We start from the raw sequence: 24,725 nt of genomic DNA on the forward strand, positions 1-24,725 counted from the left end.
ACCGAGTTGAGCCCTTCCCGTTGATGGATCCCCGTTCGTCATTGCTTCGCTACGCTCGCAAAGACGGAGGCAAGTCAGCCAAATGGGTCGGATACGGCGCTAGATCGAGCCCACCGTCCGCAGCCTTGCGCGAGGGTGGATCTCCGCTTGGCTCATCACCGGCGTCTCGCGGCGGAAGCGTTCGATGATCGAACGGACGAACGGACGCGACTGGGCCGAGGTGACGAGGACCGGCATTTCACCCAATCGCGCCGCCGTCTCGAAGCGGTCCCGCACGAGATTGACGAATTCCGACAGCTTCGAGGGCTGCATCGCGAGGTAACGCTCCTCGCGCTCCCCCACGATGGATTCCGCGAAGGCCTGCTCCCAGGCAGGGGACAATGTGACGATCGGCAGAGCCCCGTCCGGTCCCTGATACTGCGCGCAGATCTGGCGGCCGAGGCGGGCGCGGACATGCTCGACCACGTCGCGCGGGTTCTTCACGGCTCCGGCGACCTCGGCGATCCCCTCGACGATCGTGCCCAGGTCGCGGATCGAGACACGCTCCGCCAGCAGGAATTGCAGCACGCGCTGAATGCCGGTGGTCGAGATCTGCGAGGGACAGACCTCCTTCAGAAGCTCGCCGTGCTCCTTCGGCAATTCGCGCATCAGCTTCTGGACCTCGACGTGGTTCAAAAGCTCGGAGACGTGCGCCTTGATGACCTCGGTGAGATGCGTCGAGACCACGGTCGCAGCATCGACCACGGTGTAGCCCTTCAGCTGCGCATCGTCGCGCAGGGAGGCGTCGATCCAGGTGGCGGGCAGGCCGAAGGTCGGCTCCAGCATGTGCTGGCCCGGCAGCTGCACCTGACCGCCCATCGGGTCCATCGCCATGAACTGGCCGGGGAAGATCTTGCCGGTGCCGGCCTCGATCTCCTTCACCCGCACCACATAGGAATTGGCATCGAGCTGGACGTTGTCGAGGATGCGGACGGAGGGCATGACGAAGCCGAGTTCCGCCGCGAGCTGTCGACGCAAGGCCTTGATCTGATCGGTGAGCCGGTCCTGTCCCTCGCCGTTCACCAGGGGCAGCAGGGCGTAGCCCATCTCGAGCTTGAGATCGTCGAGCTTCAGGAGGTCGGTGACGGTCTCCTCCTTCGCGGGCGCGCCCGGCGCGGCTTCGACCGGCTTGCCCTCGGCATCCATGACCGGAGCGACCTTGGCCTCCCTGTTGAGCTTCCAGGCCGCGTAGCCCGCCCCGCCGCCGAGCAGCAGGAAGGGCAGGATGGGCATGCCCGGCAGGAGGCCGATCAGCAGCATCACCGCCGCCGACATGCCGAGCGCCTTCGGGTAATGGGCCAATTGCTTGCCCATCGCCTTGTCGGCCGCCCCCCGCACGCCCGCCTTCGAGACGAGAATGCCCGCTGCCGTCGAGACGATCAGCGCCGGAACCTGGCTTGCGAGACCGTCGCCGATGGTGAGCAGCGTGTAGCTCTTGGCCGCGTCGCCGAAGCTCATGCTCTGCTGCGCGACGCCGATGATGATGCCGCCGATGACGTTGATGAAGGTGATGAGCAGCGCCGCCACCGCGTCGCCGCGCACGAATTTCGAGGCACCGTCCATCGCACCGAAGAAGGACGATTCCTCTTCCAAGGCGGCACGGCGAGCCTTGGCGACCTTCTCGTCGATCAGACCGGCCGACAGGTCGGCATCGATGGCCATCTGCTTGCCGGGCATGGCATCGAGGGTGAAGCGCGCCGCCACCTCCGCGATACGGCCCGAACCTTTGGTGATGACGACGAAGTTCACGATGATCAGGATCGCGAACACGATGATCCCGATCACGAAATTGCCGCCCATCACGAAATGGCCGAACGCCTCGATGACGTGACCGGCTGCGGCCGTGCCCTCGTGCCCGTGCCCGAGAATCAGCCTCGTGGAGGCGAGGTTCAGGGCGAGCCGCAACATCGTCGCGATGAGCAGCAGGGTCGGGAAGACCGTGAACTCGAGCGGATTGTCGATCGACAGGCCGACCATCATGATCAGCACCGACATGATGATCGACACCGCGAGCAGCAGGTCGAGGAGCATCGACGGCAACGGGAAGATCAGCACCGCGAGGATGCCGAGCACGCCGGTCGCGAACAGCAGGTCGGACCGCTTCGACAGTGCGTGCAGATCGCTGCGGGTCGGCAGCCCGATCTGCCCGAGCATCGCCGCGGTGCCGCTGAGTCCCCCGCCCGTGGGCGTGGCCGCCTCGCTCATTCCGTCCCCCGCCGGGCCTCGCCCGCAAACACCCGGCAAGATTTGCCGGGCGGATGGTTAGCGGCGCGTTAACCGAATGCTTTCTGGCCGGAACCGGCCCGGCGCCCGGCGCTTGACCGGGCAAGACCCGAAGGAGGCATCATGCCGGAACGCGCCGTCACCGCCCTGTTCGAGCGCTACGCGGAAGCGCAGACCGCCATCGAGCGTCTGGAAGCCCTCGGCATTCCCCATGCCGACATCGCGATTCTCGCGACCCGTTCGCCGGACGCCCCCGACGTCTCCGCGCCGGGAGCCGCTCCCATTGCCGGAGAGGCTGAGGCCAATGCCGCCGGGACGGCGGGTACGGGCGCTGCGGTCGGCGGCATCATCGGCGGCGGGGCGGGTTTGCTCGCCGGTCTCGGTATGCTTGCCGTGCCCGGCATCGGTCCGGTCGTCGCGGCAGGCTGGCTCGTCTCAGCCCTGACCGGGGCGGGGATCGGCGCGGCTGCGGGGGGACTCGTCGGCGGATTGACGGGCGCCGGTATGACCGAGGCCGAGGCGGCCGCCTATGCCGAAGGCGTCCGACGGGGTGGGACCCTTGTGACCGTGCGAAGCGACGAGGGGCGCGCCGAGCAGGTGATCTCGGCCTTACGGGAATCCGGCTCGATCGATCTCGACGAGCGGGCCGAGGGCTGGCGCGCCGAGGGCTGGACCGGCGGTACCAGTGGACAGGATGCCGAGAACGGGCCTCATCAAGTCTTCGGCGGCAACCGGCCCTAAGAATGGCCGCGCTACTGCCGCATGGCGTCACGATCTGAGAGCTTCCACACGATCGTGCAGTCCTGCCCCGGCAGGCTTTCGGAATGGAGCGAGAGCTCCGTTCCCGGCGGCGCGGGGAGGAAAACGGCCTGCATCATGTTCCGGCCGATCACCAAGACCTGTCCGGCGGATTCGATCCATGCCCGGACGGGTGCCGGATGGCCCGACAGATACATCACGGTGATCACCAACGGCGTGAACTCCCTCGCCGTTCGAAGCCGGATCTGGTGATTGCCCGCAGCGATGACTGTGAGGTTTTCGCCGTCCTGGAAAGCCTGCCAACGCGCGCTCTCCTCGCTGGCGATGGCGACGATCTCGAGTCCCATTTCCGCCGCCGCTCCCTCGACCTGGGGCGGCACGGCCGGGAGGGGCGACACCTCGGATGCCGACAGAGCGAAGGGAGCCGCGGCGCCTAGCGCCTCGCTGCTATGGATATTGTAGAAGCGCCAGCAATTCAGGAAGCGGATGTCCGTCGTCATGTGCAGGCCACGGATCGGACCCGACGCGGAAGACAGCGTGACATTGCAATGTGCGTCTATTCCCTCCTTCACGCCGTTCTTCGTGACGAAATTCTGCGTGTCCGGCAGCAGCGTCACGCGTTCTTTCGCGCCCCATAGATGCAATATGGTCGTGTCCAGGCCGTAGATCGCACGAAAATCGGTCCCGATCCGGCCGAGGCATTCGCGGACATGTGCCGCGAAGTCCCGCCAAGCCTGCCTCGAGCCGGCGATCAGGCCTGCCTGGAGGGCGCTACCGTAGAGGTTCGCAACTTCATCGCGGACCATCCGCGAATGGGCTTGGCTGTTCGGCCCGATCAACGGGTTTGTAATGAAGTCGGAGAACCAAGCATCAGTGCAAGCGAAGATGGTGTCGCCTTCGACCAGTGAGAACAGATCGAACGTGCGTGCCGGGAACCAGATGTCGGCATCGTAGAGCGCGATCTTCTTCAGTCCGGGATTGAGATCGCAGATCCGCGCCACCTCGAGGTAGCGCCCGACCGGCAGAGACTCTTCCTCGGCCACCAGGACGTTGATGGCCTGCTCACGCAGAATATCGATCTTGCGCTGGGATAGCCCGAACCCAATGACCGCGATGTGGCCTTGAAAATCGCTCCGCCGAAGCGAGAGGATGAAGGGCACCAGCATCTCGTACCACGCGCGATCGTTGTCATTGATCGCGACGCAGACAGCCTCTTCGCTGGCGCTCATCTCGCTTCACCGTCGTCTGCACCAGCAAGTTGTGTATATTAATACTGCAACTTTACTGTAGTATTGCCGACAGTAGTGTAAGCGTGCGGCGTCTGCCCTTCAAGTTTGGGTCTTGCTGCCCTTCGATTATTCCATGGCCTTGCGCACGAACAGGGCGGTGGCAAAGAACAACGCCGCTCCGGCCGTGATCAGGCTGATCATCAGGATACGGCGCGGCTGGGTCGAGGATTCTGCTCGAACCGGCTGCACGATGGGGCTGAAGAATTCGACCTGTCGCGCGGCGATGATGCGGGCCCGCTCATGGGCGCTCAGCACCTGCTCGTAATATTTCGTCGCGTTCTTGCGTTCGTTCTCCAGGGCCTCGAAGCGGGTGAGCGCCTCTGACAACACGCGCTTCTGCTCAGGGTCCTGCGTGGCGCTCGCCTTCTCGATCCGCGCGATGTTGTCGTCGATGTCACGAATCTGCTGCTTGAGATCCATGATGCGGCGGGACTCCGGCCCGAGGTCGCGCTGGCCGATGGCCAATTGTATCGCGAGGTTGATACGACCCGCGCGCAATTCCGAGACGACTTTCAGGTTGGCTTCGTTGCTCTTCTGCGCATCGAGGACGCCCTCGCGGTTGCGAAGGTCACGGACGGCGACGCTGACCTTCCGCAGGCGCTCGTCCGCCAGCTTCAGCTCGCGGTTGCTCTCGGCCAAGGCGTCATTGCGCGCGGTCGTGCTCAACTCGTTGACCATCCTCTCCGACTCCTTGAGGACGGCTTTGGCGATGGAGAGCGATTCGTCTGGGTCGAACGCCTCGACAGTCAGGCTCATGATGCCGGAGCCGGATTCGACCTCCACATCCACCCGTTGCTTCCAATATTTCAGGAATTTCTCGATCGGCTTCTCGGTGTCGAACCGGGACAGGAAGTCGATGCTATCGCGGCCGAACCATTCGCGGATCGGAAGCTGCTTCTCGAGGACCTCCACCATCGGGCGGCTATGGATGTAGGCGAAGGTGATCAGCGTGTCCTGGGCGACCATCTGCGAGGCCACGCCGGAATTGGTGCCGACGGAATCCGGTGTCGCCTTCTCGACGGCGCCGATGGCGGGGCGGATCGCGAAACGCGCTTCGGTCACGTAGCGGTCGGACGCGATCAGGCCGTAATAGATGGCGCCCGCCAGGGTCGGCAGGATGAAGCAGATCACGAACAGGACCGGAACCCACGGGTCGCTCTTGACGTGAGTCTGGTACGACCGGATGCCCTTCCGCCGGTCGGCGAAGCGCGACATGCGCGCGAATTGCCGAAGCGATTCCGCGATCTGCTGCTGCCGGTCGGCCGGCGTGAGCGGCTTGCCCTCAGGCTTGCCGATCTCCATGTTCATCGAGCGATTCCCGATCTGTCCGAACGTCCGGTGCCGACCTCAGTCGGCCATCGTCACCAGCGCCGGGTGGGACATGCCAGTGCCTGACGGCAAAACAATGTCGGCGCGTGTGTACAGCGTCAGGCGTTAAGGCGGTGATAGACTTCAATGGCGTCGTTCACGTCCTCGTAGACGATGGCGCGGCCATTCAGCAGCACGATGCCTTGCGTGCACCACGACCGGATCACCTCCATCGAGTGCGAGATCATGATCACGTCGGCATGCTTGCGGCGTTGGGAGAATACCTCCTCGCAGCGCCGGGAGAAACGCCCATCGCCGACCGAGGTCACCTCGTCGATCAGATAGCAGTCGAACGGAATCGCCATGCTCATCCCGAAGGCGAGGCGGGCATTCATGCCGGAAGAATAGGTCCGGATCGGCACGTCGAGGTAGCTGCCGAGTTCGGAGAAGTCCTCCACGAAGTCGAGCACGCGCTTGGGATCCTCGCCATAGATGCGGGCGATGAACTTGACGTTGTCGCGGCCCGTCATCTGCGGGTGGAAGCCGCCGCCGAACCCAAGCGGCCAGGATACGCGCAGGCCACGCTTCACCAGCCCGCGCGTCGGCTCTTCCGTGCCGGCGATGAGCCGCATGGTGGTCGACTTACCCGCGCCGTTGATGCCCAGAATGCCGTAGGAGATGCCGGGCTTCAGGGTGAAGGATGCCTGTTCCAGGATGGTGCGGCGGTGGCCGTCCGTCTTGTAGACCTTCGTGACGTTCTCGAAGCGGATCAACGAGAGAGCCTCCGTGCCGATCGGGTCGAGCCCTGCCGCAGGAAAGAGGCGAATCTGAGGATTGCGCTTCGTTCTTCAGAGATGACCCTGAGCCCGGAGGCTGGCGCCGAAGTCGCCGACATAGGTGTGCTGGCCGAGATGATCGAGCCGGGACTCCAAGTCGGCATAGACCTTCCCGCCCATGTCGCGCCAGCGACGGCAAAAGGCATAATCCTCCGAAAGGTACCGGCGCGAATCCGGGTCGAGCATGCAATCGAAGAAGAGCCAGTAGAGATGGGCGAGGGGGTCCTGCTGGCGCCCATCCGGTACGTAGTTCAATTCGGGGTAGTGTTTCATCATGCGGATAAACACCTCCCGCTTGATCGCCATGAAGCCCGTCGTCGCCTCCGCGACCTCGATGAAGCCGTCTTCGTCGATGTAGGGTTGAAGCGGTTCCGTGCCCTGGCCGATCGGGTTGAAGGCGTAGTTCGTGTAGCAGCGCTGATAATCGGCGTAGGTCATCCCCGCCGGTAGTCCCCCCGCCGGCCAGTTGTTGGTCTTCAACGGGTAGACGCCGGAGGCGATGTCCCGGTCCGCCAGTAAGGTCCGGAAGACGGCGTCCGGCGTGAAGGCGATGTCGGAGTCGATCCAGAACAGATGGGTCAGCGACTCGTCCGCAAGGAACTCCTTGACGATCCGGTTTCGGGCCCGGGTAATCAGACTTTCGCTGCGCATCGCCAGCATCGTCGTCATGCCGTTCTGCGCGCAAGCATAGGCCAGCCCGTACATGCTGGTGACGTAGTTCATCGACACCGCCGAGATGTAGCAAGGCGTCGCAAACATCACCTTCATCGACCGAAGCGCCGAGGTCGGCAGCAGCATCAAACCCTCTCCATGGCGGGCGGCTTTGGCCGCTGGCATGGAAGCGTTTAGCGCTAAATGTTTCCGGTCAAAACTGAATTATTGAATTGTAATACAAATACAATTTGTGAAATGAAGGAGATAATACTTACAATCTAAAATTGTTTGCTGGTCCGGCCCCTCCGTCGTCATGGCTCCGCCCGGGGGCGCAATGACGACGGAGATGGAATGGCGGCCGAAGCCGCTCAGAACACCTTCTGAAACCAGCCGTGGGAATCGTTGGTGTTGCCGCGCTGGATATCGACCAGCATGCTACGGAGCTTGCGGGCGACCGGCCCGGCAACGGCGTTGCCGATGGCGAAATCGTCCTCGCGGCCACGCACCTTGCCGATGGGTGTGATCACCGCCGCCGTTCCGCAGGCGAAAGCCTCGGTCTGGCGGCCGGAGCGCACATCCTCGCGCCACTGATCGATGGCATAGGGCTCCTCGCGCACGGTCATTCCGGCCTCACGGGCCAGGGTGATGATCGAATCGCGCGTGATGCCCGGCAGGATGCTGTCCGACAGCGGCGGGGTCAGCAGCGAGCCGTCCTCGAACACGAAGAACACGTTCATGCCGCCCAATTCCTCGACGTAACGGCGCTCGGCCGCGTCGAGAAACACCACCTGCTCGCAGCCCTTGCTCGCGGCCTCGGCCTGCGCGGCGAGGCTCGACGCGTAGTTGCCGCCGCACTTGGCCGCGCCGGTGCCGCCTGGCGCCGCGCGGGTGTAATGCTCCGAGAGCCACACGGTGACGGTGCCGTTCGGATCCTTGAAGTAGGAACCGACCGCCGAGGCGATGGTGATGAACAGATATTCGGTGGCGGGCTTCACCCCCAGGAACACCTCGTTGGCGATCATGAAGGGGCGCAGATACAGGCTGCCATCCGGCGAGTCGGGGATCCAGGCGCGGTCGATCTCGACGAGCTTGCGCTGCGCGTCGATGAAGGCCTTCTCGGGGAAGGGCATCATCGCCATGCGCTCGGCCGAGCTGCAGAACCGCTTGGCATTGGCCTCGGGCCGGAACAGGGCAGCCCCGCCGTCGGCGGTGCGGTAGGCCTTGAGGCCCTCGAAGATTTCCTGCGCGTAGTGCAGCACCGCCGCTGCCGGATCGAGGGGAATGGGCGCCCGCGCGGTGATTCGCGCATCGTGCCAGCCGCGCTCCGCGCTGTAGCGGGCGATGGCCATGTGGTCGGTGAACACCTTGCCGAAGCCCGGATTGGCCATCAGGGCCGCGCGGTCTTCGGTGGAGCGGGGGGCCGGGTTGCTCTCGATCTCGAACGTCAGGTCGCTCACGGTCAGGTCCTCTCGGTCCGAGCCGCGCTTGGCCCCATCACGGACCCGTTCGGCTCGGAACCCTTGTTCCGGCGCGCTCGCCCGCGCGGCACGGGCGGTCGCGGCGGCGGGGAGCACATCCCAAGCCTTATGGCGTGCTCTGAGCCAGGACGCCACTGTCCTCCCGACGCACCGGATCGTCGCTGAGTTGCAACTGCCGCAGGCGGGCATAGGCCCCGCCCATCGCGACGAGCTCGTCATGGTCGCCGGTTTCGATGACGCGGCCCGCTTCCATGACCGCGATCAGCCCGGCATCGCGGACGGTGGAGAGGCGGTGGGCGATGACGAGCGTTGTACGCCCGTGCATCAGGCGGCTCAGCGCCTCCTGCACCAGCCGCTCCGATTCGGAATCGAGGGCCGAGGTCGCCTCATCGAGCAGGAGAATCGGCGCGTCCTTCAGGAAAGCGCGGGCCAGGGCGATCCGCTGCCGCTCCCCACCCGATAGTTTTCCGCCCCCCGGGCCGACGCGGAACCCGTAAGCCCCCGGCAGCGCCGAGACGAAACCGTGCGCCGCCGCCGCCTGGGCCGCCGCCTCGATCTCGTCCTGCGATGCGCCGGGTCGTCCGAAGCCGATATTGGCGGCGATGGTGTCGTCGAACAGCACGACGTCCTGGGATACGACGGCGACGGCGGCCCGTAGGGATGCAAGCGTCACCCCGCGCACGTCCTGCCCGTCGATCGTCACCCGGCCCGCATTCACGTCGTAGAGCCGGGGCACGAGGTTGAGCAGGCTCGATTTCCCCGAGCCGGACCGGCCGACCAGGGCGGTCACGCTGCCCGCCGGGGCCACGAGATCGATGCCTTCGAGAGCAGGCGCGTCGGCGCGGTAGCGGAAGCGTACGCCTTCGAACCGGATCTCGCCCTTCGTCACCCTCAGGGGCGTGGCACCGGAGGCCTCGCGGATCGTGGGGGCTTCATCCATCAGGTCGAAGTAGCGGCGCAGGGCAGCGGCGGCCTCCTGCAGGATCGCGTTGAGGTTGCCGAGCGCCCGCGCGGGCTGAGCCGCGAGCAGCAACGCCGCCACGTAGCCGGTAAAATCGCCGACCGTACGGTCTCCGTTCAACACCCGCTGACCGACGAGGACCAGAACCACGGCCACCGCGAGCCCGCCGCCGATTTCGAGCAGAGGATCGAGCCGCCCGCGCGCATTGGCGGCCTTCATCTTGAGGCGGCGCACCTCGTCGAGCGCTTCCGCCGTGCGGCCTTTCAGGTAGCCCTCCATCGCGAAGGTCTTGGCGACGCGGGCGCCCTGCAGGCTCTCGGAAATGAGGCTCGCGGTGGCGCCCATCTGCTCCTGCGTCGAGGTGGAGACGCGGCGCAGCTTCTTGCCGATCTTGCCGATCGGGCCCGCCACGAAGGGCACGGTCACCGCCGCGACCAGGGTGAGGATCGGGTCCATCCAGAGCAGGGCGGCGACGAGGCCGATCAGCATCGCGACGTCGCGCAGGAGCACGGTGGAGATGCGGGTCAGCGCCTCCTTGATGAAGGCGAAATCCGTGGTGAAGCGCTGGGTCAGGGCGGCGGGGCTCTCCCGGCCGAGCTGAGCGAGATCGGAATCGATGAGGTGGCCGTAGAGGGCGGCCTGCATGTCCGCCTCGACGCGCGTGACGACGCGGTTCGTCAGGATCGTCTGGCCGTAGAGCGCGAAGCCGCGCAGCGACGTCACCAGCACGACGACGAGGGGGCCATAAGCGATGGCCGCCGCATCCTTGCGGTCGAAGGCGTCGAAGGCCGCCTTGATCAGCGCCGGGTAGAGCCCTGTCGAGGCGCCGACCACCGCGATCAACCCAAGCACGATGGCGAGGACCGCGCGGTGGGGGGAGAGCCATTCCCGCCACAGCCGGACGAGCAGGGGGGCCGTGTCGCCCGGCAGGCGTGCCATGAAGAGTCCGGTTCGATCCTGATCGCCGGCCCCGGATTGGGGCGGCGGAGGCGGTGTGACGCCCCCGCCGCCGCGGATCAAGCCATTCCGCTCGAAAGCCGACTCAGCGGTCCTCGCCCTCCGGCCCATCCTCGTGGTCGCGATCGTGATGGTGATGGCGCCAGCCCGGCCCGCCCATCGGTCCCATCGGACGCGACAGAACCAGCGCGCGACGCTTCTGGTCCTGATCGAGGCTCGCGTAGAGCGGCTGCGTCGCGTCCGCGAGTTTGCGCAGGGCATCGGCGCGGGCAGACGCCATGTCGGCCATGGACCGGAGGGCGGCGGGGGCGTCGTCGGCGAAGCGCGGCCGGTTCTCCATGGCGGCGTGACGTTGCTGGCGCATCTTGGCCATGTCGCGCATCGCGGCCTCGACGGGCGGCCACAGCTTCTCCTGATCAGGCGTGAGTTTCAGGCCGGCATGAATCGCGGCGATCCGGGCATCGGCGAAGGCGGCGCGGTCTTCCGGCGTCAGGGCGCTCCAGCGACCGTGCGGGCCGCCGGGGTGTCTGTCGTGCGCCCAGGCAGCACCCGCGAGCCCGAGGCCGACGAGGCCGGTGGCGAGCAGGGCGGTGGTGCGACGGGACATGGTGATCTCCTCGTGGTTCGGGAGACGCGCGTGAACGCGTTTCCGGTTCCGATCTGGCGCTCGCGATGTATCCGCCTTGTGTATGTAATAATGTTACATTATGAGCCCGCCATGGCATGGAGGTGCGGGTTGGGCGGGATCGTGCGTGTGGCGGCTGTGATCGCCGTGTGTCTCTGGGCCGGGGCCTCGGCTATTGCCGGGGAGGGCCCGGTACGCGCGGTGGCGACCTTCTCGATTCTCGGCGATCTGGTGCGAGAGGTTGGCGGGCGCCATGTCGAGGTCTCGACGCTGGTGGGGCCGGGCTCCGACGTGCACAGCTTCAGCCCGTCGCCGGGCGATGCGCGCAAGTTGGCCGGCGCCGATCTCGTGGTCGTCAACGGCCTCGGCCTCGAAGGCTGGATCGAGCGGCTGATCCGCGCGTCCGGTACGAAGGCGCCGGTCGTCACCGCCAGCAACGGCGTGCCGACGATCGAGGAAGCCGATCCGCATGGCCATGCCGATCACGGCCATGGCGCGGTGGACCCGCATGCGTGGCAGAGCGTGGCCAATGTGAAGACCTACGTGGCCAATATCCGCGACGGGCTGGCGAAGGTCGATCCGGCCCATGCCACCGACTACGCCAGTGCCGCAGCCGACTACAGCGCCAAGCTCGATGCGCTCGACCGGGACGTGCGGGCGGCTCTCTCGCGGATCCCGGCGGAGAACAGACGGCTCATCACCACGCACGACGCCTTCGGCTATTTCGCGGCCGCCTACGGCCTGAAGATCATGGCGCCGCAGGGCCTGTCCACCGAAAGCGAGGCGAGCCCTCGCGACGTAGCCCGGATCATCACCCAGATCCGAAAGGAAAAGGTCCCAGCGGTGTTTCTCGAAACGGTGACCGACCCGCGCCAGATGGAGCGCATCGCCCGCGAGAGCGGCGCAAGGATCGGCGGGGAGATCTATTCGGACGCCCTCTCGCCCTCGGACGGTCCCGCCCCGACCTATCTCGCGATGATCGCCTCCAACGTGAAGGCGTTCGAGACCGCCCTGGCGCCGCGCTGACGGATCCGGATGGGCTGACACAGCGTAAACCAATGGTTAAGAGGCCCGCCCTACCTTGAGGCGGGAGGGTACCGGCCGAACCTCGACGCGAGGTCTCCCGGTCCCGAAGTCATGGGAGAACGCGTGGCTTGGGGGCCTGATGGCTGGGGGCCTGACCGCTGGCGCCTCTATCGCCTGGTCGGGCGTGAGGTGGCACGGACAGTGCGGGGCGCGGTCGCGCGCCTGAGTGCGCCGCCGGCGATCCTGGCGCGCGTCCGTGTGGGCGCCCTCGTGATCGCGCCGCAGGATCTGCGCACCTCGGACGCCACCTTCGCCGACGACATCTATTCCGGCCTCTTCGTCTTCGCCGGGCGCTCGCTCGCGGCGGGTGGCGGCTCGCCCTTCGATTATGCGCCGCCTTCGCCGGAATGGGCGGACGAGTTGTACGGCTTCGGCTGGCTCCGCCACCTGCGCGCAGCGGATACGGCCTTGGCCCGCGCCAATGCCCGCAGCTTCGTCTCCGATTTCATCGCGGGGCGGGGCGATCCGGTGCTCGCGCGGCGGACGCCCGTGGCCGCGCGGCGGCTGATCTCGTTCCTGTGCCAGTCGCCGCTCGTGCTGGAAGGCGCCGATCACGGCTTCTACGACAGTTTCCTGCGGGCCATCGGCCGGAACGCGCAGCAGCTCGAACGCGATCTGCGGCGCGGCGTGGTCCCTCCCTTCCGGCTGAACGCGGCGGTGGCGCTCTGTTACGCGGGCCTCTGCTGCGAGGGGATCCAGTCGATCCTGCGCCGGGCGACGCGGGTGCTGGTGCGGGAACTCGAACGCCAGATCCTGGCCGATGGCGGCCATCTCTCGCGCAACCCACGCTTCTGCGTCGAACTCCTGCTCGATCTCCTGCCCCTGCGGCAGGCCTTCCTCAGCCGCTCGGTCGAGCCGCCTTCCGCGCTGCTGCGGGCTATCGACCGGATGCTGCCGCTCTTGCGGCTGCTGCGCCACCCGGATGCGTCCCTCAGCCATTTCAACGGCATGGGGGCGACCGACGCCGATCATCTCGCCACGCTGCTCGTCTATGACGATACGTTCGGGCGGCCGATGATGCATGCGCCGAATTCCGGCTACGAGAGGCTGGAAGGGGGACGCGTCGTCCTCACCGCCGATGTCGGCGCCTGTGCGCCGCTGCCCTACTCGGTGGCAGCGGGGGCGGGGTGCCTGTCCTTCGAAATGTCGAGCGGCCCGCAGCGGATCGTCGTGAATTGCGGCCTGCCCGCCAGCGGGTCGGACCTGCGTCAGCTCGCCCGTTCCACCGCCGCTCATTCCACTGCCACGGTGGACGATGCCTCCTCCTGCCGCTTCGTGGTGAAATCCGGCTGGTGGTGGGAACGGCGGATGAGCGCGTGGCTCAGTCGCCGCCTCGGGCCGGTGGTCCTGCGCGGTCCGATGAACGTCGCGGCCGAGCGCGTCGAACAGGGGGACGGTCTCGTCCTGGCCGCCCGGCACGACGGCTACATGCAGGAATTCGGGCTGATCCACGAGCGCCGCTGGCACCTGCTTCCGGAAGAGGGGCGCCTCGACGGGCACGATGCCTTCTTGCGCCAGGGCAAGGGTGCGAAGGCCCGCCTGCCGGGGCGCGCGCGGGGCCATTCCGTGGCGGTGCGGTTCCACATTCACCCGGCGGTTGCCGTGCGCCATGTCCCCGGCGGAATCGAGCTCGCCTCGGCGCTCGGCGAGGTCTGGCTGTTCGATGCCGAGGGGGCGGAGGTGCGAATCGAGGAGAGCGTGTATTTCGCGGGGCTCAGCGGGCCGCGCCGCTCCGATCAGATCGTTCTCTACCTCGCCGTGACCGATTCGGCCGAGGTACGGTGGACTTTCGCACGGCTCGCCGGGGCGTCTGCCCGCTGAGGATGAGCCCGAGGCTGGCCGTTCGCGTCGTTTCCGTGTAACCGCGACGCTGAAATCCATAAAAAATTCGGCACGCTCCCATGACCCACGATCACGTGCGGGTGTCCCGCGCGCTCCTGTCCGTTTCCGACAAGACCGGCCTCGTCGATTTCGCCCGCGCCCTCCATGGCCGCGGCATCGCGCTGGTCTCCACCGGCGGCACCTTCAAGACGCTGAAGGAGGCTGGGATCCCGGTCGTGGAGGTCGCGGACCTGACCGGCTTCCCGGAGATGATGGACGGGCGCGTGAAGACCCTGCACCCGGCGGTGCATGGCGGGCTCCTGGCGATTCGCGATAATCCCGAGCATCAGGCGGCGCTCGCCGCCCACGGGATCGGCGCCATCGATCTGCTCGTGGTCAACCTCTACCCGTTCGAGGCGACGATCGCCGCCGACAAGCCCGAGGACGACTGCATCGAGAACATCGATATCGGTGGCCCGGCGATGATCCGCGCGGCGGCCAAGAACCACGCCGATGTGGCGGTGGTGACCGACGTCGCCGATTACGGAACGGTGCTCGCCGCGCTGGAGGCTGGAGACGGCACCCTCGGCTTCGCCCTTCGCCGCCGTCTCGCGCAGAAGGCCTATACCCGCACCGCCGCCTACGACGCGGCCATCAGCAACTGGATGGGCGCGCGCTTCGAGGTGGACGAGCCGCAGGCCTTCCGGGCCTTCGGCGGCAGCCTCGCCCAGGGGCTGCGCTACGGCGAGAACCCGCACCAAAGCGCCGCTTTCTACCGCGCGCCGGGCATTCCCCGCGCGGGCGTGGCGACGGCCCGCCAGCTTCAGGGCAAGGAACTGTCGTTCAACAACTTCAACGATACGGACGCGGCCTACGAATGCGTCGCGGAGTTCGACCCCGCTCGCACGGCGGCGGTGGTGATCGTGAAGCACGCCAATCCCTGTGGCGTGGCCGAAGGGGCGAGCCTGCTCGACGCGTATGAGCGTGCGCTCGCCTGCGATCCGGTCTCGGCCTTCGGCGGCATCGTCGCGCTCAACCGGGCGCTCGATGCCGAGGCCGCGCGCAAGATCGTGGAGATCTTCACCGAGGTCATCATCGCGCCCGAAGCCACCGAGGAGGCCATCGCCATCCTCGCGGGCAAGAAGAACCTGCGTCTCCTGCTCGCGGGCGGATTGCCCGATCCCCATGCGCCCGGCGAGACCGTGCGCACGCTCGCGGGCGGCCTGCTGGTGCAGGGCCGCGATGCCGTCACCGTCGATGACATGCCATTCCAGGTCGTGACCAAGCGGGCGCCCACGGAGGCCGAGGCCACCGACATGCGCTTCGCCTATCGGGTCGCCAAGCACGTGAAGTCGAACGCCATCGTCTACGCAAAGGGCGGCGCGACGGTGGGCATCGGCGCCGGGCAGATGTCGCGGGTCGACTCCTCGCGCATCGCCGCCTGGAAGGCCCGCGAGGGTGCGGACCGGCTCGGCCTCGCCGAGAGCCTCGCCCAGGGGGCAGTGGTCGCCTCCGACGCCTTCTTCCCCTTCGCCGACGGCTTGATGGCGGCGGCCGAGGCGGGCGCTACGGCGGTGATCCAGCCGGGCGGCTCCATGCGGGACAACGACGTCATCGCCGCCGCCGATGCGGCGGGGTTGGCGATGGTGTTCACCGGACACCGGCACTTCCGGCACTGATCGCCGCAGTCACTGCGAGCGAAAACGAAGCAATCCAGGGATACGAGACGTCCTGAAACGTCCCGCTGTCCTGGATTGCTTCGCTGCGCTCGCAATGACGTTGCGCGAAAATCCCCGGCGCGTGACCGCGCCGGGAAGCCGGCTCAGGCCATCAGGTCCCGATCCTTGGTCTCGGGGATGAAGATCAGGCCCACCACGAAGGTGAACAGCGCGATCACGATCGGATACCAGAGGCCGTAGTAGATATCGCCGGTCTGGGCCACCATCGCGAAGGCGGTGGCGGGCAGGAGACCGCCGAACCAGCCGTTGCCGATATGGTAGGGCAGCGACATCGAGGTGTAGCGGATCCGGGTCGGGAACAGTTCCACCAGCGCGGCGGCGATCGGGCCGTAGACCATCGTCACGTAGACCGCGAGGATGAACAGGATTCCGATCACCGCGAGCTTCTGGCCCGAGAAGATGTCGAGCGGATGCGCCGCCTTGATCACGCTCGGGTTCGCCGCCGCCGACGGGTAGCCGGCCTCGGTGAGAGCGGCCGTGATCGTCTTGGCGAAGGCCGGGTCGGCCACGGGGAAGTCCTTCCCCTTGACGGTGACCACGGTCGGCGTGCCGGCCGACTGGTTCTCGGTGGTGTAGTTCACGGCGGAGCGGGCGAGCAGCGCCTTGGCGATGTCGCACTCCTTCGTGAACTTGGCCGTGCCGACCGGATTGAACTGGAACGAGCAGTCCGACGTGTTGGTCTTCACCACCACCGGCACGTTCGCCTGAGCCGCGTGCAGGGCCGGGTTGGCGCTGGCGGTCAGCATGTTGAACAGCGGGAAGTAGGTGAGCGCGGCCAGAAGGCAGCCGCCCAGGATGATCGGCTTGCGGCCGATCTTGTCCGAGAGCGCGCCGAAGACCAGGAAGCCGCCGGTCACGGCGATCAGCGACCACGCCACCATGACATTGGCAGTAAACTGATCGACCTTCAGGATGCTCTGGAGGAAGAACAGCGCGTAGAACTGACCGGTGTACCAGACCACGGCCTGACCGGCGGTGAGGCCGAGCAGCGCGAGAAGGGCCCACTTGGCATTCTTCCACTGACCGAATGCCTCGGACAGCGGTGCCTTGGAGTGCGTGCCCTCTTCCTTCATCTTCTTGAAGGCCGGGCTTTCGCTCATCTGGAGGCGGATCCAGACCGAGATCGCCAGCAGCGCCACCGAGACGAGGAACGGGATACGCCAGCCCCAGACCTGGAAGGCGGTGAGCGTGGTCGTGGTGCCGTCGGCGTTGGTGACCGTGGTCGCCGGGAAGGCGCTGTTCACGTAGCCCTGCGTCGACAGGATGATGATCAGCGACAGCAGGAGGCCCAGCGTCGCCGTCGCCTGGATGAACGACGTGTAGAAGCCGCGACGGCCCACCGGAGCGTGCTCGGCCACGTAGACCGCCGCGCCGCCATACTCACCACCGAGCGCCAGGCCCTGGAGCATGCGCAGGACGAGCAGCGTCACCGGCGCGATCCAGCCGACGCCATAGGCGTTCATGGTGTTGTAGGAGGGCAGCAGGCCGACCGCGAAGGTCGAGATGCCCATGATCAGGATAGTGACGAGGAAGGTGTGCTTGCGCCCGACGAGATCGCCGAGGCGGCCGAACACCAGCGCACCGAACGGCCGCACGATGAAGCCCGCCGCGAAGGCGAGCAGTGCGAAGATGTTGCGCGTGGCTTCCGGATAGGCCGAGAAGAACTGCGCGCCGATCACGGTCGCGAGAGAGCCGTAGAGGAAAAAGTCGTACCACTCGAAGACGGTACCGAGCGAGGAGGCCAGGATGACCTTCTTCTCGCCGGCCGTCATCGGCCGGGCGGTCTCTCCGGCCCGCGGTACCGCGGTTGCCACTGCCATTTTCTTGTCCTCCCAAGGTATCGCACCGCCGGGAGGGAACGGATGTTTCGACCGTCCCTTTCACCCCGGCGTAGACCTGCTTCTTGCGCAGGGCAGTTATGCGTTACCTCATTGGAACGCCCGGCCCAACCGGTAAAGCGTTCGTGAACGGCAACTATCAACACAACCGTCGCAAAGCGTCAGGCGAACGCTGGACACGAAAAAGGGCGCGGCTTTCGCCGCGCCCTTTTGTGTTGGCCGGAAAAGTACTGAGATCGACTAGTGGGCGTGGGCGCCGGTCGCGCCGATGCCGGTTTCCGAGCGCACGAACTGCGCCTCGAACGCCGCCCGTTCGCGCTGGGCGCGGCGGGAATTATCCATCTTCGAGACGATGAAGATCGTCGCGAAGGCCAGCGGCATCGAGAACAGGGCGGGGTTGTCATAGGGGAACAGCGCCGCCGGGTGGCCGAAGGTGGTGACCCACACGGCTTTCGACAGCACCACCATCGTCACGGCCGAGACGAGGCCGACGAGGCCGCCTGCCAGCGCACCCCAGGTCGTGGTGTCGCGCCAGAGGATCGACATCGCGAGGACGGGGAAGTTGCAGCTCGCCGCCACCGAGAAGGCGAGGCCGACCATGAAGGCGACGTTCTGGTTCTCGAAGATGTAGCCCAGGACGATGGCGACGAGGCCGATGACCACCGCAGCGATCTTCGACAGCCGAACCTCGCCCGCCTCGGTGGTGCGCCCGCGGGCGATCACCTGAGCGTAGAGATCGTGGCTGACCGCCGAGGCGCCCGCGAGGGTGAGCCCGGCCACCACCGCGAGGATGGTCGCGAAGGCCACCGCCGAGATGAAGCCCAGGAAGTACGGGCCGCCGACCGCGTTGGCGAGGTTCACGGCGACCATGTTGGTGCCGCCGACCATGTCCTTCAGCTTGTCGAAGGTGCCCGCCGCGCCGAGCTTGAAGTAGCTCGGATCCGACATGAGCAGCGCGATGCCGCCGAAGCCGATGATGAAGGTGAGGATGTAGAAGTAGCCGATGAGGCCGGTCGCGTAGAACACCGATTTCCGGGCGGCCTGCGCGTCCGACACCGTGAAGAAGCGCATCAGGATGTGCGGCAGGCCCGCGGTGCCGAACATCAGGCCGACGCCGAGCGAGATCGCCTCGATGGGATTCGAGACCAGACCGCCGGGCGCCATGATGGCGTCGCCCTTCGGGTGGACCTCGACGGCCTTCTTGAACAGGACCTCGGGGTTGAAGCCGTAGAAGTAGAGCACGGCGCCCGCCATGAAGGTGGCGCCGCCGAGCAGCAGGCAGGCCTTGATCACCTGCACCCAGGTGGTCGCCTTCATGCCGCCGAAGGCCACATAGACGATCATCAGCACGCCGACGATGGCGACGGCGTAGAGGTAGGGCAGGCCGAACAAGAGTTGGATGAGCTTACCGGCGCCGACCATCTGGGCGATGAGGTAGAAAGCCACCACCACGAGGGTGCCCGTCGCCGAGATGATGCGGATCGCCGTCTGGTCGAGACGGAAGCTCGCCACGTCGGCGAAGGTGAACTTGCCGAGGTTGCGCAGCCGCTCGGCGATCAGGAACAGCACGATCGGCCAGCCGACGAGGAAGCCGGTCGAGTAGATCAGACCGTCGAAGCCGGAGGTGTAGACGAGGCCGGAAATGCCGAGGAACGAGGCGGCCGACATGTAGTCACCCGCGATGGCGAGTGCGTTGGTGCCCGCCGAGATGCCGCCGCCCGCCGCGTAGAAATCCGCCGCCGACTTGGAGCCCTGGGCCGCCTTGTAGGTGATGCCGAGCGTCAGCAGCACGAAGAACAGGAACATGCCGATGGCGGGCCAGTTCGTGGCCGATTGCTGCACGGCGCCGAGATCGGGACCGGCCGCGTAAGCCGCCGTCGCCGCCATCGCGGCGAGGGTCAGGCCGAGGAAGAGGGGAGCGTGACGCATTACCGGCCGACCTTGGACTTGAGGGCGTCGCTCAGGGCGTCGTAGCGCGTGTTCGCGCGGGCGACGTAGATGCCCGTGAGCAAGAAGGCGAAGAGGATCACGAAGACCCCGAGGAACAGGCCGAGCGAGGCCGTGGCCCCGCCGACCTTGATCGCCAGCACGGACTTGTCGAAGGCGATCAGGCCGATGAAGCCGAAATAGACCAGCAGCATCAGGCCGGTCAGGATCCAGCCGAACTTTGTGCGCTCGGCCACGAGCATCTGGAATTCCGGTGTCCTGGCGATGCGTTCCAGCTGCGGATCGACGGTGTCCCCGCCCGTTGCTCCTATGGGCGTGACTTTCGCCCCCGCACGTCCAACCGTCGAGCCACTCATGCCGATATCCTCCCGGGAAGGCGGGTGTGTCCGACCTTCCATGTCCTGTCCAAGCTTAAGTCTTGGGTTCATCTTGTTATTGGGGGCGGCCACCTTGCAGTGACCGCCCCGTCTTTCCTTGCCCGTCATCGATACGGGAAAGATCAGCCCCGGTTCTGCCGGTTGTCGATCAGGTCATCGACCACCGCCGGATCGGCCAGCGTCGACGTATCGCCGAGCGAGCCGAAATCGTCCTCGGCGATCTTGCGGAGGATGCGCCGCATGATCTTGCCGGAGCGGGTCTTGGGCAGGCCGGGGGCGAACTGGATCAGATCGGGCGATGCGATCGGCCCGATATCCTTGCGCACCCAGGCGACCAGCTCCTTGCGGAGCGCGTCATCGCCGTTCTCACCCTCGTTCAGGGTCACGTAGGCGTAGATGCCCTGGCCCTTCACGTTGTGCGGGTAGCCGACCACGGCCGCCTCGGACACCTTCGGGTGCGCGACGAGGGAGGATTCCACCTCCGCCGTGCCCATCCGGTGGCCCGAGACGTTGATCACGTCGTCCACGCGGCCGGTGATCCAGTAATAGCCATCCGCGTCACGACGGGCGCCGTCGCCGGTGAAGTACTTGCCCGGGTAGGTCGAGAAGTAGGTCTGCTCGAACCGCTCATGGTCGCCGTAGACCGTCCGCATCTGGCCCGGCCAGGAATCGGCGATGCAGAGGTTGCCCTCGCAGGCGCCGTCCAGAACCTTGCCTTCGGCATCGACCATCTCCGGCTTCACGCCGAAGAAGGGCCGGGTGGCCGAGCCCGGCTTCAGGGCGGTAGCACCCGGGAGCGGGGTGATCAGGATGCCGCCGGTCTCGGTCTGCCACCACGTATCGACGATGGCGCAGCGGCTGTCGCCGACGACCTTGTAGTACCATTCCCAGGCTTCCGGGTTGATCGGCTCGCCGACCGAGCCCAGCACGCGCAGGCTGGCGCGGGAGGTCTTCTTCACCGGGCCCTCGCCGCCGCCCATGAGGGAGCGGATCGCGGTCGGCGCGGTGTAGAAGATGTTGACCTTGTGCTTGTCCACGACATCCCAGAAGCGGGAATTGGACGGATAGGTCGGGATACCCTCGAACATCAGCGTCGTCGCGCCGTTCGCGAGCGGCCCGTAGACGATGTAGCTGTGGCCCGTCACCCAGCCGACATCGGCCGTGCACCAGTAGACGTCGCCCTCGCGGTAATCGAACACGTACTGGTGGGTCATGGAGGCGTAGACGAGGTAGCCGCCCGTGGTGTGCACCACGCCCTTCGGCTGGCCCGTCGAGCCCGAGGTGTAGAGGATGAAGAGCGGGTGCTCGGCCTCGACCGGCTCGGCCGGGCACTCGTCGGTCACCTGCTCGGCGGCCTCGTGGTAGTAGACGTCGCGGCCGGGCTCCATGGTCACGGCGCCGCCCGTGCGCTGTACGACGACGACGTGATCGACGATCGGCGAGCTGAGGCGCTTGATCGCCTCGTCGACGTTGGCCTTCAGCGGAACCTTGCGTCCGCCGCGCAGGCCCTCGTCGGCGGTGATGACCAGCTTCGAACCGCAGCCCTGGATGCGCTGGGCCAGCGAGTCCGGAGAGAAGCCACCAAAGACGATGGCATGGATGGCGCCGAGCCGGGCGCAGGCCAGCATGGCGTAGGCGGCCTCGGGGATCATCGGCAGATAGAGGGTGACGCGGTCACCCTTCTCGACGCCCCGGTTCCGCAGGACGTTGGCCCAGCGGCAGACCTGCGCGTGCAATTCACGATAAGTGATGTGCTTCGACTCGTCCGGGTTGTCGCCTTCCCAGATGATCGCGGTCTGCTCGCCGCGCGTCTCGAGATGACGGTCGACGCAATTATAGGCGACGTTGGTCTTGCCGTCCTCGAACCACTTGATCGAGACATTGCCGGGTTCAAAGCTGGTGTTCTTGACGCGCGTATAAGGCGTCATCCAGTCGATGCGTTTGCCGTGATCGCCCCAGAAGGCTTCGGCATCATTCACCGAGGCCTGATACATTTCCCGATACTGGGCATCATTGACGAGGGCGCCCTGGCGCCACGCGTCCTGGACTTCGACGACCCTGCCTTCCATCGTGTTCCATCCCTGTTTTTGGTGCCTGATCGTATCGCGGTTCACACCGCGCAGCCAGGACTTCCAAAGTCGTGTAGCGCCATGGCGGGCTGTCCGGTAACCCCGTCGCTCGCCCTGCGCACAAGAACCCGACGGGCCCGAATTAAATTGAGCGCAATGCAAACGTGATGACTGGGGTATCACCGGTCTGTCAAGCAACCTTGACTTAGGTAACCAAGAGCGGACGGTAACATTCCAGTCAGCCCGGTTCTTACGATGACAAAGGTTCTGACTTGTCTCGCTGGCCTGACCGCATTCCCCGGCGGGTGGGCAATAGAATTTCGACCAGCATCCCTTCGTCGCCGCGGCCCGCCATGTGCAGGCTTCCGCCATTGGCCTGAACCAGGGCACGGGGCAGGGCGAGGCGGGTATCCTCCTCGGCCGTGTTCGTCGCGGCGTGCTCCTTCGACGGGCAGCCGTCACGGACGCGCAGGGCAATCTCGGTGCCGTCGCTCGGCCCCGTTGAAACGATGACCTGTCCGCCAGCCACCGAACGGCGGATCGCGTGCTCGATCACCAGGATCACCGCCCGGCGCAGGCTCGGCTCGTCGCTCTCGAGTTCGGCGAGATCGGCGGAGAAGCTGGTGCGCACGACGATCCGACCCCGCGCCGCTTCCGGCTGAAGCTGGGCGACGCAGGTCGCGACGACCTCGTTCAGGGCCAGCGGATGCGGATCGAGGGCGATCTGCCCCGCTTCCACGGCGGCTAGATCCGCCAACTCGGCCATGCGGCCGACGATTCGCTCGCCCGCATCGCGGATGTCGGACAGGCAGGCGCGATAGCGCAGATCGCCGAGTGCGCCGTAGCGCTCCTCCAGCATCGCATGGGTCAGCGACAGAATGGCATCCACCGGCTCGCGCAACTCACGGTCCAGCCGCCTCAGGTTCATCGCGGGGGAGGGCGCGGGTTCCGGCCGGGCTTCGACCGGCGCCGGGGCGACACTCTGAATAGCGTCCGGCAGCCGATGCAGAACCGCGACCCGATGCCCGTCCGGACGCGGCGGCGCCAAGGCAAGGGTCATGGCCCGGCCTTGCGCGAGCACGGCAGCGGGTGTGTCGCCGCTGCCGGCCAGGGCCGCCGCAAGCAGGGTCGCGCTGCCCGTATCGAACAGGCCCGCGAAGGCGCTGCCGACGAGTTCCGTCGGAGTGCCACCGAGGCAGGTGGCCGCCGCACGGTTCAGGGTCACGACGCGTCCGTCGCGGTCGATGGTGACGACGCCCGCCTGCAGGGCATCGAGCGCCGCCTCCGCGCCCAGCGCGCGCCCGGCTTGCACCTCGCGGGCGAGTCGCTCGGCGGCGAGTTCCCGGCGCGGGTCGTTCTCTTCGAGGCTGCGCAGCAGAAGGATGGCGGCGGGGCCGCCGTCCCAGGCGCAGATCCCGCGCGTCACCTCGACCGGGCGAGCATTGCCACTCGCGGTGCCGATGGCGGTCTCGTGGGACTGTCCGCTGCGGAAATTCGGTGGGCCGCCGGGAAAGATCGCATCGATGCCCACGTCCCGCAGCGAGGCGAGGTCGGCGTGGCGGGTCATGTCGAGGAAGGGTCGGTTGACCGCCAGGATCGTGTCGCCGCGATGGACCAGGGCCGCCATGGGCAAGCTGTCGAGTAACCCACCGCTCTCGTCGCCCGCCTCCGGCGCCACGGGGGCGAGGTCCGCCCGCAAGCCGGGGAAGGGCATGACCGACCCGGCGATGCGCTCGGGCGGCACATGTCCCGCCGGATCCGCCTCGTCTCCGGCGTAGCGCGCCCCGAGCGCCCGCGCGATCTCGCGGAAGGCCGCGTGCTCGTCATTGGAGAGGGTGGCATCGTTGCCGGTCTCGGCGTCCTCGTCCGAGCCGAAGGCAATGAGATCGTCGGCGAGTGTCGCGAGCCCGGCATCTGCCCGCGCGACGCCGCGAACGACCCCGAACCCCTCGAAGCCCGTGAAGGATGCGCCCTCGCGACCCGCGGGCGCGCCCGAGATGTCGGCGTGAACCCTGTTGGGACCGAAGCGGAGGCTGATCGGGAGTTTGCGGAACGTCGCGCGTCCCGCCAGCGCGGTCGCCAGCGATTCGGCGCCGGAGGCGTCGCCCCCTGCGAGAGTCCGCCAATCCCGGCCTACCAGAATCGCGAGCGGGCCGCTGATACGGGTCAGCACGCCATTCTCGTCGCTCCGCCAGAGGAAACGGTCTCCCTCCCGTGGGGCTTCCACCACGGGTTCGGGTGCGTGCGGTGGGGCAGGTGGCGGAGAGGCAGGCTCCGCTGCGGCCGGTGCCGCAGGGAGGCGCGGCAAGGCGAGCGGCCCCGAGGGCACGGCGAGGTAAACGGTCGAGCCTAACGCATCCGACGCGCGGGAGACGAGGAAGAGTGAGGGCGGGACGATCCGGCGTGGATCGAGGCGCAGGCGCAGGAGCCGATGGCCGCCCTCGTGGGGGCAACAGGCCGCGATCTGCCGTGCGATGCCCGCGCCGTCGACGCCGCGCAGGGCCTCCGCCAAACGCGCGGCGGCGGGCGAGGCGTGACGCACCCGCCCATGCCGCGCATCGAGCACGAGATGGCTCCCGCCGGGATTCTTCAAGGCAGCCGCAAGCGCCGGCTCGCGCTCCCAGAGTGCGAAAGCCGACGCGAGGCTGTCGTCCCGCGATGTGCTGTCGGTGTGCAAGCCCCGCGACTCCGCTCCCGGCCCTAAACCAAAGTCCGTTCA

General features: G+C 66.9%; 17 protein-coding genes. 4 read left to right on the forward strand and 13 right to left on the reverse strand.

Going from position 1 to position 24,725, the window contains the following annotated elements; translation table 11 throughout:
• Positions 1–99 precede the first annotated feature (99 nt).
• Positions 100–2,244 carry a flagellar biosynthesis protein FlhA gene (gene flhA, locus J4O73_RS04795; protein WP_426215110.1) on the reverse strand — a complete coding sequence of 715 codons (2,145 nt, stop codon included), beginning with the start codon at positions 2,242–2,244 and terminating at the stop codon, positions 100–102.
• 141 nt (positions 2,245–2,385) lie between these two features.
• On the opposite strand from flhA, the gene J4O73_RS04800 reads away from it, so the two are divergent.
• Positions 2,386–3,003: a hypothetical protein gene (locus J4O73_RS04800; RefSeq protein WP_426215112.1), complete on the forward strand. Its 618-nt coding sequence runs from the start codon at positions 2,386–2,388 to the stop codon at positions 3,001–3,003.
• Between the two features lie 11 nt (positions 3,004–3,014).
• On the opposite strand, the gene J4O73_RS04805 is transcribed toward J4O73_RS04800, so the two are convergent.
• From J4O73_RS04805 to J4O73_RS04835, 7 genes are all read right to left on the reverse strand, one after another.
• Positions 3,015–4,250 (reverse strand): hypothetical protein, encoded by a 1,236-nt coding sequence (locus J4O73_RS04805; protein ID WP_426215114.1) that lies wholly within the window; start codon positions 4,248–4,250, stop codon positions 3,015–3,017.
• A gap of 126 nt (positions 4,251–4,376) precedes the next feature.
• Positions 4,377–5,618 carry a capsule biosynthesis protein gene (locus tag J4O73_RS04810; protein ID WP_426215116.1) on the reverse strand — a complete coding sequence of 414 codons (1,242 nt, stop codon included), beginning with the start codon at positions 5,616–5,618 and terminating at the stop codon, positions 4,377–4,379.
• Positions 5,619–5,737: 119 nt separating this feature from the next.
• Entirely contained in the window at positions 5,738–6,391 is a 654-nt protein-coding gene (locus J4O73_RS04815; protein WP_426215118.1) for an ABC transporter ATP-binding protein, read from the reverse strand.
• A 75-nt stretch (positions 6,392–6,466) separates the two neighbouring features.
• Positions 6,467–7,252: a hypothetical protein gene (locus J4O73_RS04820; RefSeq protein WP_426215120.1), complete on the reverse strand. Its 786-nt coding sequence runs from the start codon at positions 7,250–7,252 to the stop codon at positions 6,467–6,469.
• A gap of 224 nt (positions 7,253–7,476) precedes the next feature.
• Positions 7,477–8,565 (reverse strand): branched-chain amino acid aminotransferase, encoded by a 1,089-nt coding sequence (locus tag J4O73_RS04825; RefSeq protein WP_426215122.1) that lies wholly within the window; start codon positions 8,563–8,565, stop codon positions 7,477–7,479.
• A 127-nt stretch (positions 8,566–8,692) separates the two neighbouring features.
• A complete protein-coding gene (locus tag J4O73_RS04830; protein WP_426215124.1) occupies positions 8,693–10,486 on the reverse strand; it encodes an ABC transporter ATP-binding protein in 1,794 nt (597 codons plus the stop codon).
• A 103-nt stretch (positions 10,487–10,589) separates the two neighbouring features.
• Complete coding sequence (locus J4O73_RS04835; protein ID WP_426215126.1) at positions 10,590–11,111, reverse strand: Spy/CpxP family protein refolding chaperone; 522 nt, start codon at positions 11,109–11,111, stop codon at positions 10,590–10,592.
• Between the two features lie 111 nt (positions 11,112–11,222).
• Between J4O73_RS04835 and J4O73_RS04840 the strand changes: the two genes are divergently transcribed.
• The 3 genes from J4O73_RS04840 to purH all read left to right on the forward strand — a co-directional run bounded on the left by J4O73_RS04840 (position 11,223) and on the right by purH (position 15,715).
• Positions 11,223–12,155 (forward strand): metal ABC transporter substrate-binding protein, encoded by a 933-nt coding sequence (locus J4O73_RS04840; protein WP_426215128.1) that lies wholly within the window; start codon positions 11,223–11,225, stop codon positions 12,153–12,155.
• Positions 12,156–12,278: 123 nt separating this feature from the next.
• A complete protein-coding gene (locus J4O73_RS04845; RefSeq protein WP_426215129.1) occupies positions 12,279–14,036 on the forward strand; it encodes a heparinase II/III family protein in 1,758 nt (585 codons plus the stop codon).
• A gap of 80 nt (positions 14,037–14,116) precedes the next feature.
• The gene (purH, locus tag J4O73_RS04850; RefSeq protein WP_426215131.1) at positions 14,117–15,715 is read left to right on the forward strand and encodes a bifunctional phosphoribosylaminoimidazolecarboxamide formyltransferase/IMP cyclohydrolase; all 1,599 of its coding nucleotides are present in this window, start codon (positions 14,117–14,119) and stop codon (positions 15,713–15,715) included.
• Positions 15,716–15,858: 143 nt separating this feature from the next.
• Here the strand turns inward: purH and J4O73_RS04855 are convergent, their stop codons facing one another.
• The 5 genes from J4O73_RS04855 to J4O73_RS04875 all read right to left on the reverse strand — a co-directional run bounded on the left by J4O73_RS04855 (position 15,859) and on the right by J4O73_RS04875 (position 24,683).
• Positions 15,859–17,595 (reverse strand): MFS transporter, encoded by a 1,737-nt coding sequence (locus tag J4O73_RS04855; protein WP_426215133.1) that lies wholly within the window; start codon positions 17,593–17,595, stop codon positions 15,859–15,861.
• 258 nt (positions 17,596–17,853) lie between these two features.
• Positions 17,854–19,542, reverse strand: coding sequence for a cation acetate symporter (locus tag J4O73_RS04860; RefSeq protein WP_426215135.1), 1,689 nt, complete (start codon positions 19,540–19,542; stop codon positions 17,854–17,856).
• Positions 19,542–19,916 (reverse strand): DUF485 domain-containing protein, encoded by a 375-nt coding sequence (locus J4O73_RS04865; protein WP_426215137.1) that lies wholly within the window; start codon positions 19,914–19,916, stop codon positions 19,542–19,544. Before J4O73_RS04865 ends, J4O73_RS04860 begins: the two co-directional genes overlap by 1 nt.
• Positions 19,917–20,059: 143 nt before the next feature.
• Complete coding sequence (gene acs, locus J4O73_RS04870; RefSeq protein ID WP_426215139.1) at positions 20,060–22,006, reverse strand: acetate--CoA ligase; 1,947 nt, start codon at positions 22,004–22,006, stop codon at positions 20,060–20,062.
• Between the two features lie 250 nt (positions 22,007–22,256).
• Positions 22,257–24,683 carry a PAS domain-containing protein gene (locus J4O73_RS04875; protein ID WP_426215141.1) on the reverse strand — a complete coding sequence of 809 codons (2,427 nt, stop codon included), beginning with the start codon at positions 24,681–24,683 and terminating at the stop codon, positions 22,257–22,259.
• Positions 24,684–24,725: the final 42 nt, after the last annotated feature.

The sequence above is a fragment of the Methylobacterium sp. NFXW15 genome, assembly GCF_049887755.1.
GTDB lineage: Bacteria > Pseudomonadota > Alphaproteobacteria > Rhizobiales > Beijerinckiaceae > Methylobacterium.

Coding starts and splice junctions, on each gene's coding strand:
- J4O73_RS04820 (WP_426215120.1), bottom strand. CDS start 7,252: ATGCTGCTGCCGACCTCGGCGCTTCGGTCGATGAAGGTGATGTTTGCG.
- J4O73_RS04855 (WP_426215133.1), bottom strand. CDS start 17,595: ATGGCAGTGGCAACCGCGGTACCGCGGGCCGGAGAGACCGCCCGGCCG.
- J4O73_RS04805 (WP_426215114.1), bottom strand. CDS start 4,250: ATGAGCGCCAGCGAAGAGGCTGTCTGCGTCGCGATCAATGACAACGAT.
- J4O73_RS04800 (WP_426215112.1), top strand. CDS start 2,386: ATGCCGGAACGCGCCGTCACCGCCCTGTTCGAGCGCTACGCGGAAGCG.
- flhA (WP_426215110.1), bottom strand. CDS start 2,244: ATGAGCGAGGCGGCCACGCCCACGGGCGGGGGACTCAGCGGCACCGCG.
- J4O73_RS04865 (WP_426215137.1), bottom strand. CDS start 19,916: ATGAGTGGCTCGACGGTTGGACGTGCGGGGGCGAAAGTCACGCCCATA.
- J4O73_RS04830 (WP_426215124.1), bottom strand. CDS start 10,486: ATGGCACGCCTGCCGGGCGACACGGCCCCCCTGCTCGTCCGGCTGTGG.
- J4O73_RS04840 (WP_426215128.1), top strand. CDS start 11,223: ATGGCATGGAGGTGCGGGTTGGGCGGGATCGTGCGTGTGGCGGCTGTG.
- J4O73_RS04835 (WP_426215126.1), bottom strand. CDS start 11,111: ATGTCCCGTCGCACCACCGCCCTGCTCGCCACCGGCCTCGTCGGCCTC.
- purH (WP_426215131.1), top strand. CDS start 14,117: ATGACCCACGATCACGTGCGGGTGTCCCGCGCGCTCCTGTCCGTTTCC.
- J4O73_RS04860 (WP_426215135.1), bottom strand. CDS start 19,542: ATGCGTCACGCTCCCCTCTTCCTCGGCCTGACCCTCGCCGCGATGGCG.
- J4O73_RS04810 (WP_426215116.1), bottom strand. CDS start 5,618: ATGAACATGGAGATCGGCAAGCCTGAGGGCAAGCCGCTCACGCCGGCC.
- acs (WP_426215139.1), bottom strand. CDS start 22,006: ATGGAAGGCAGGGTCGTCGAAGTCCAGGACGCGTGGCGCCAGGGCGCC.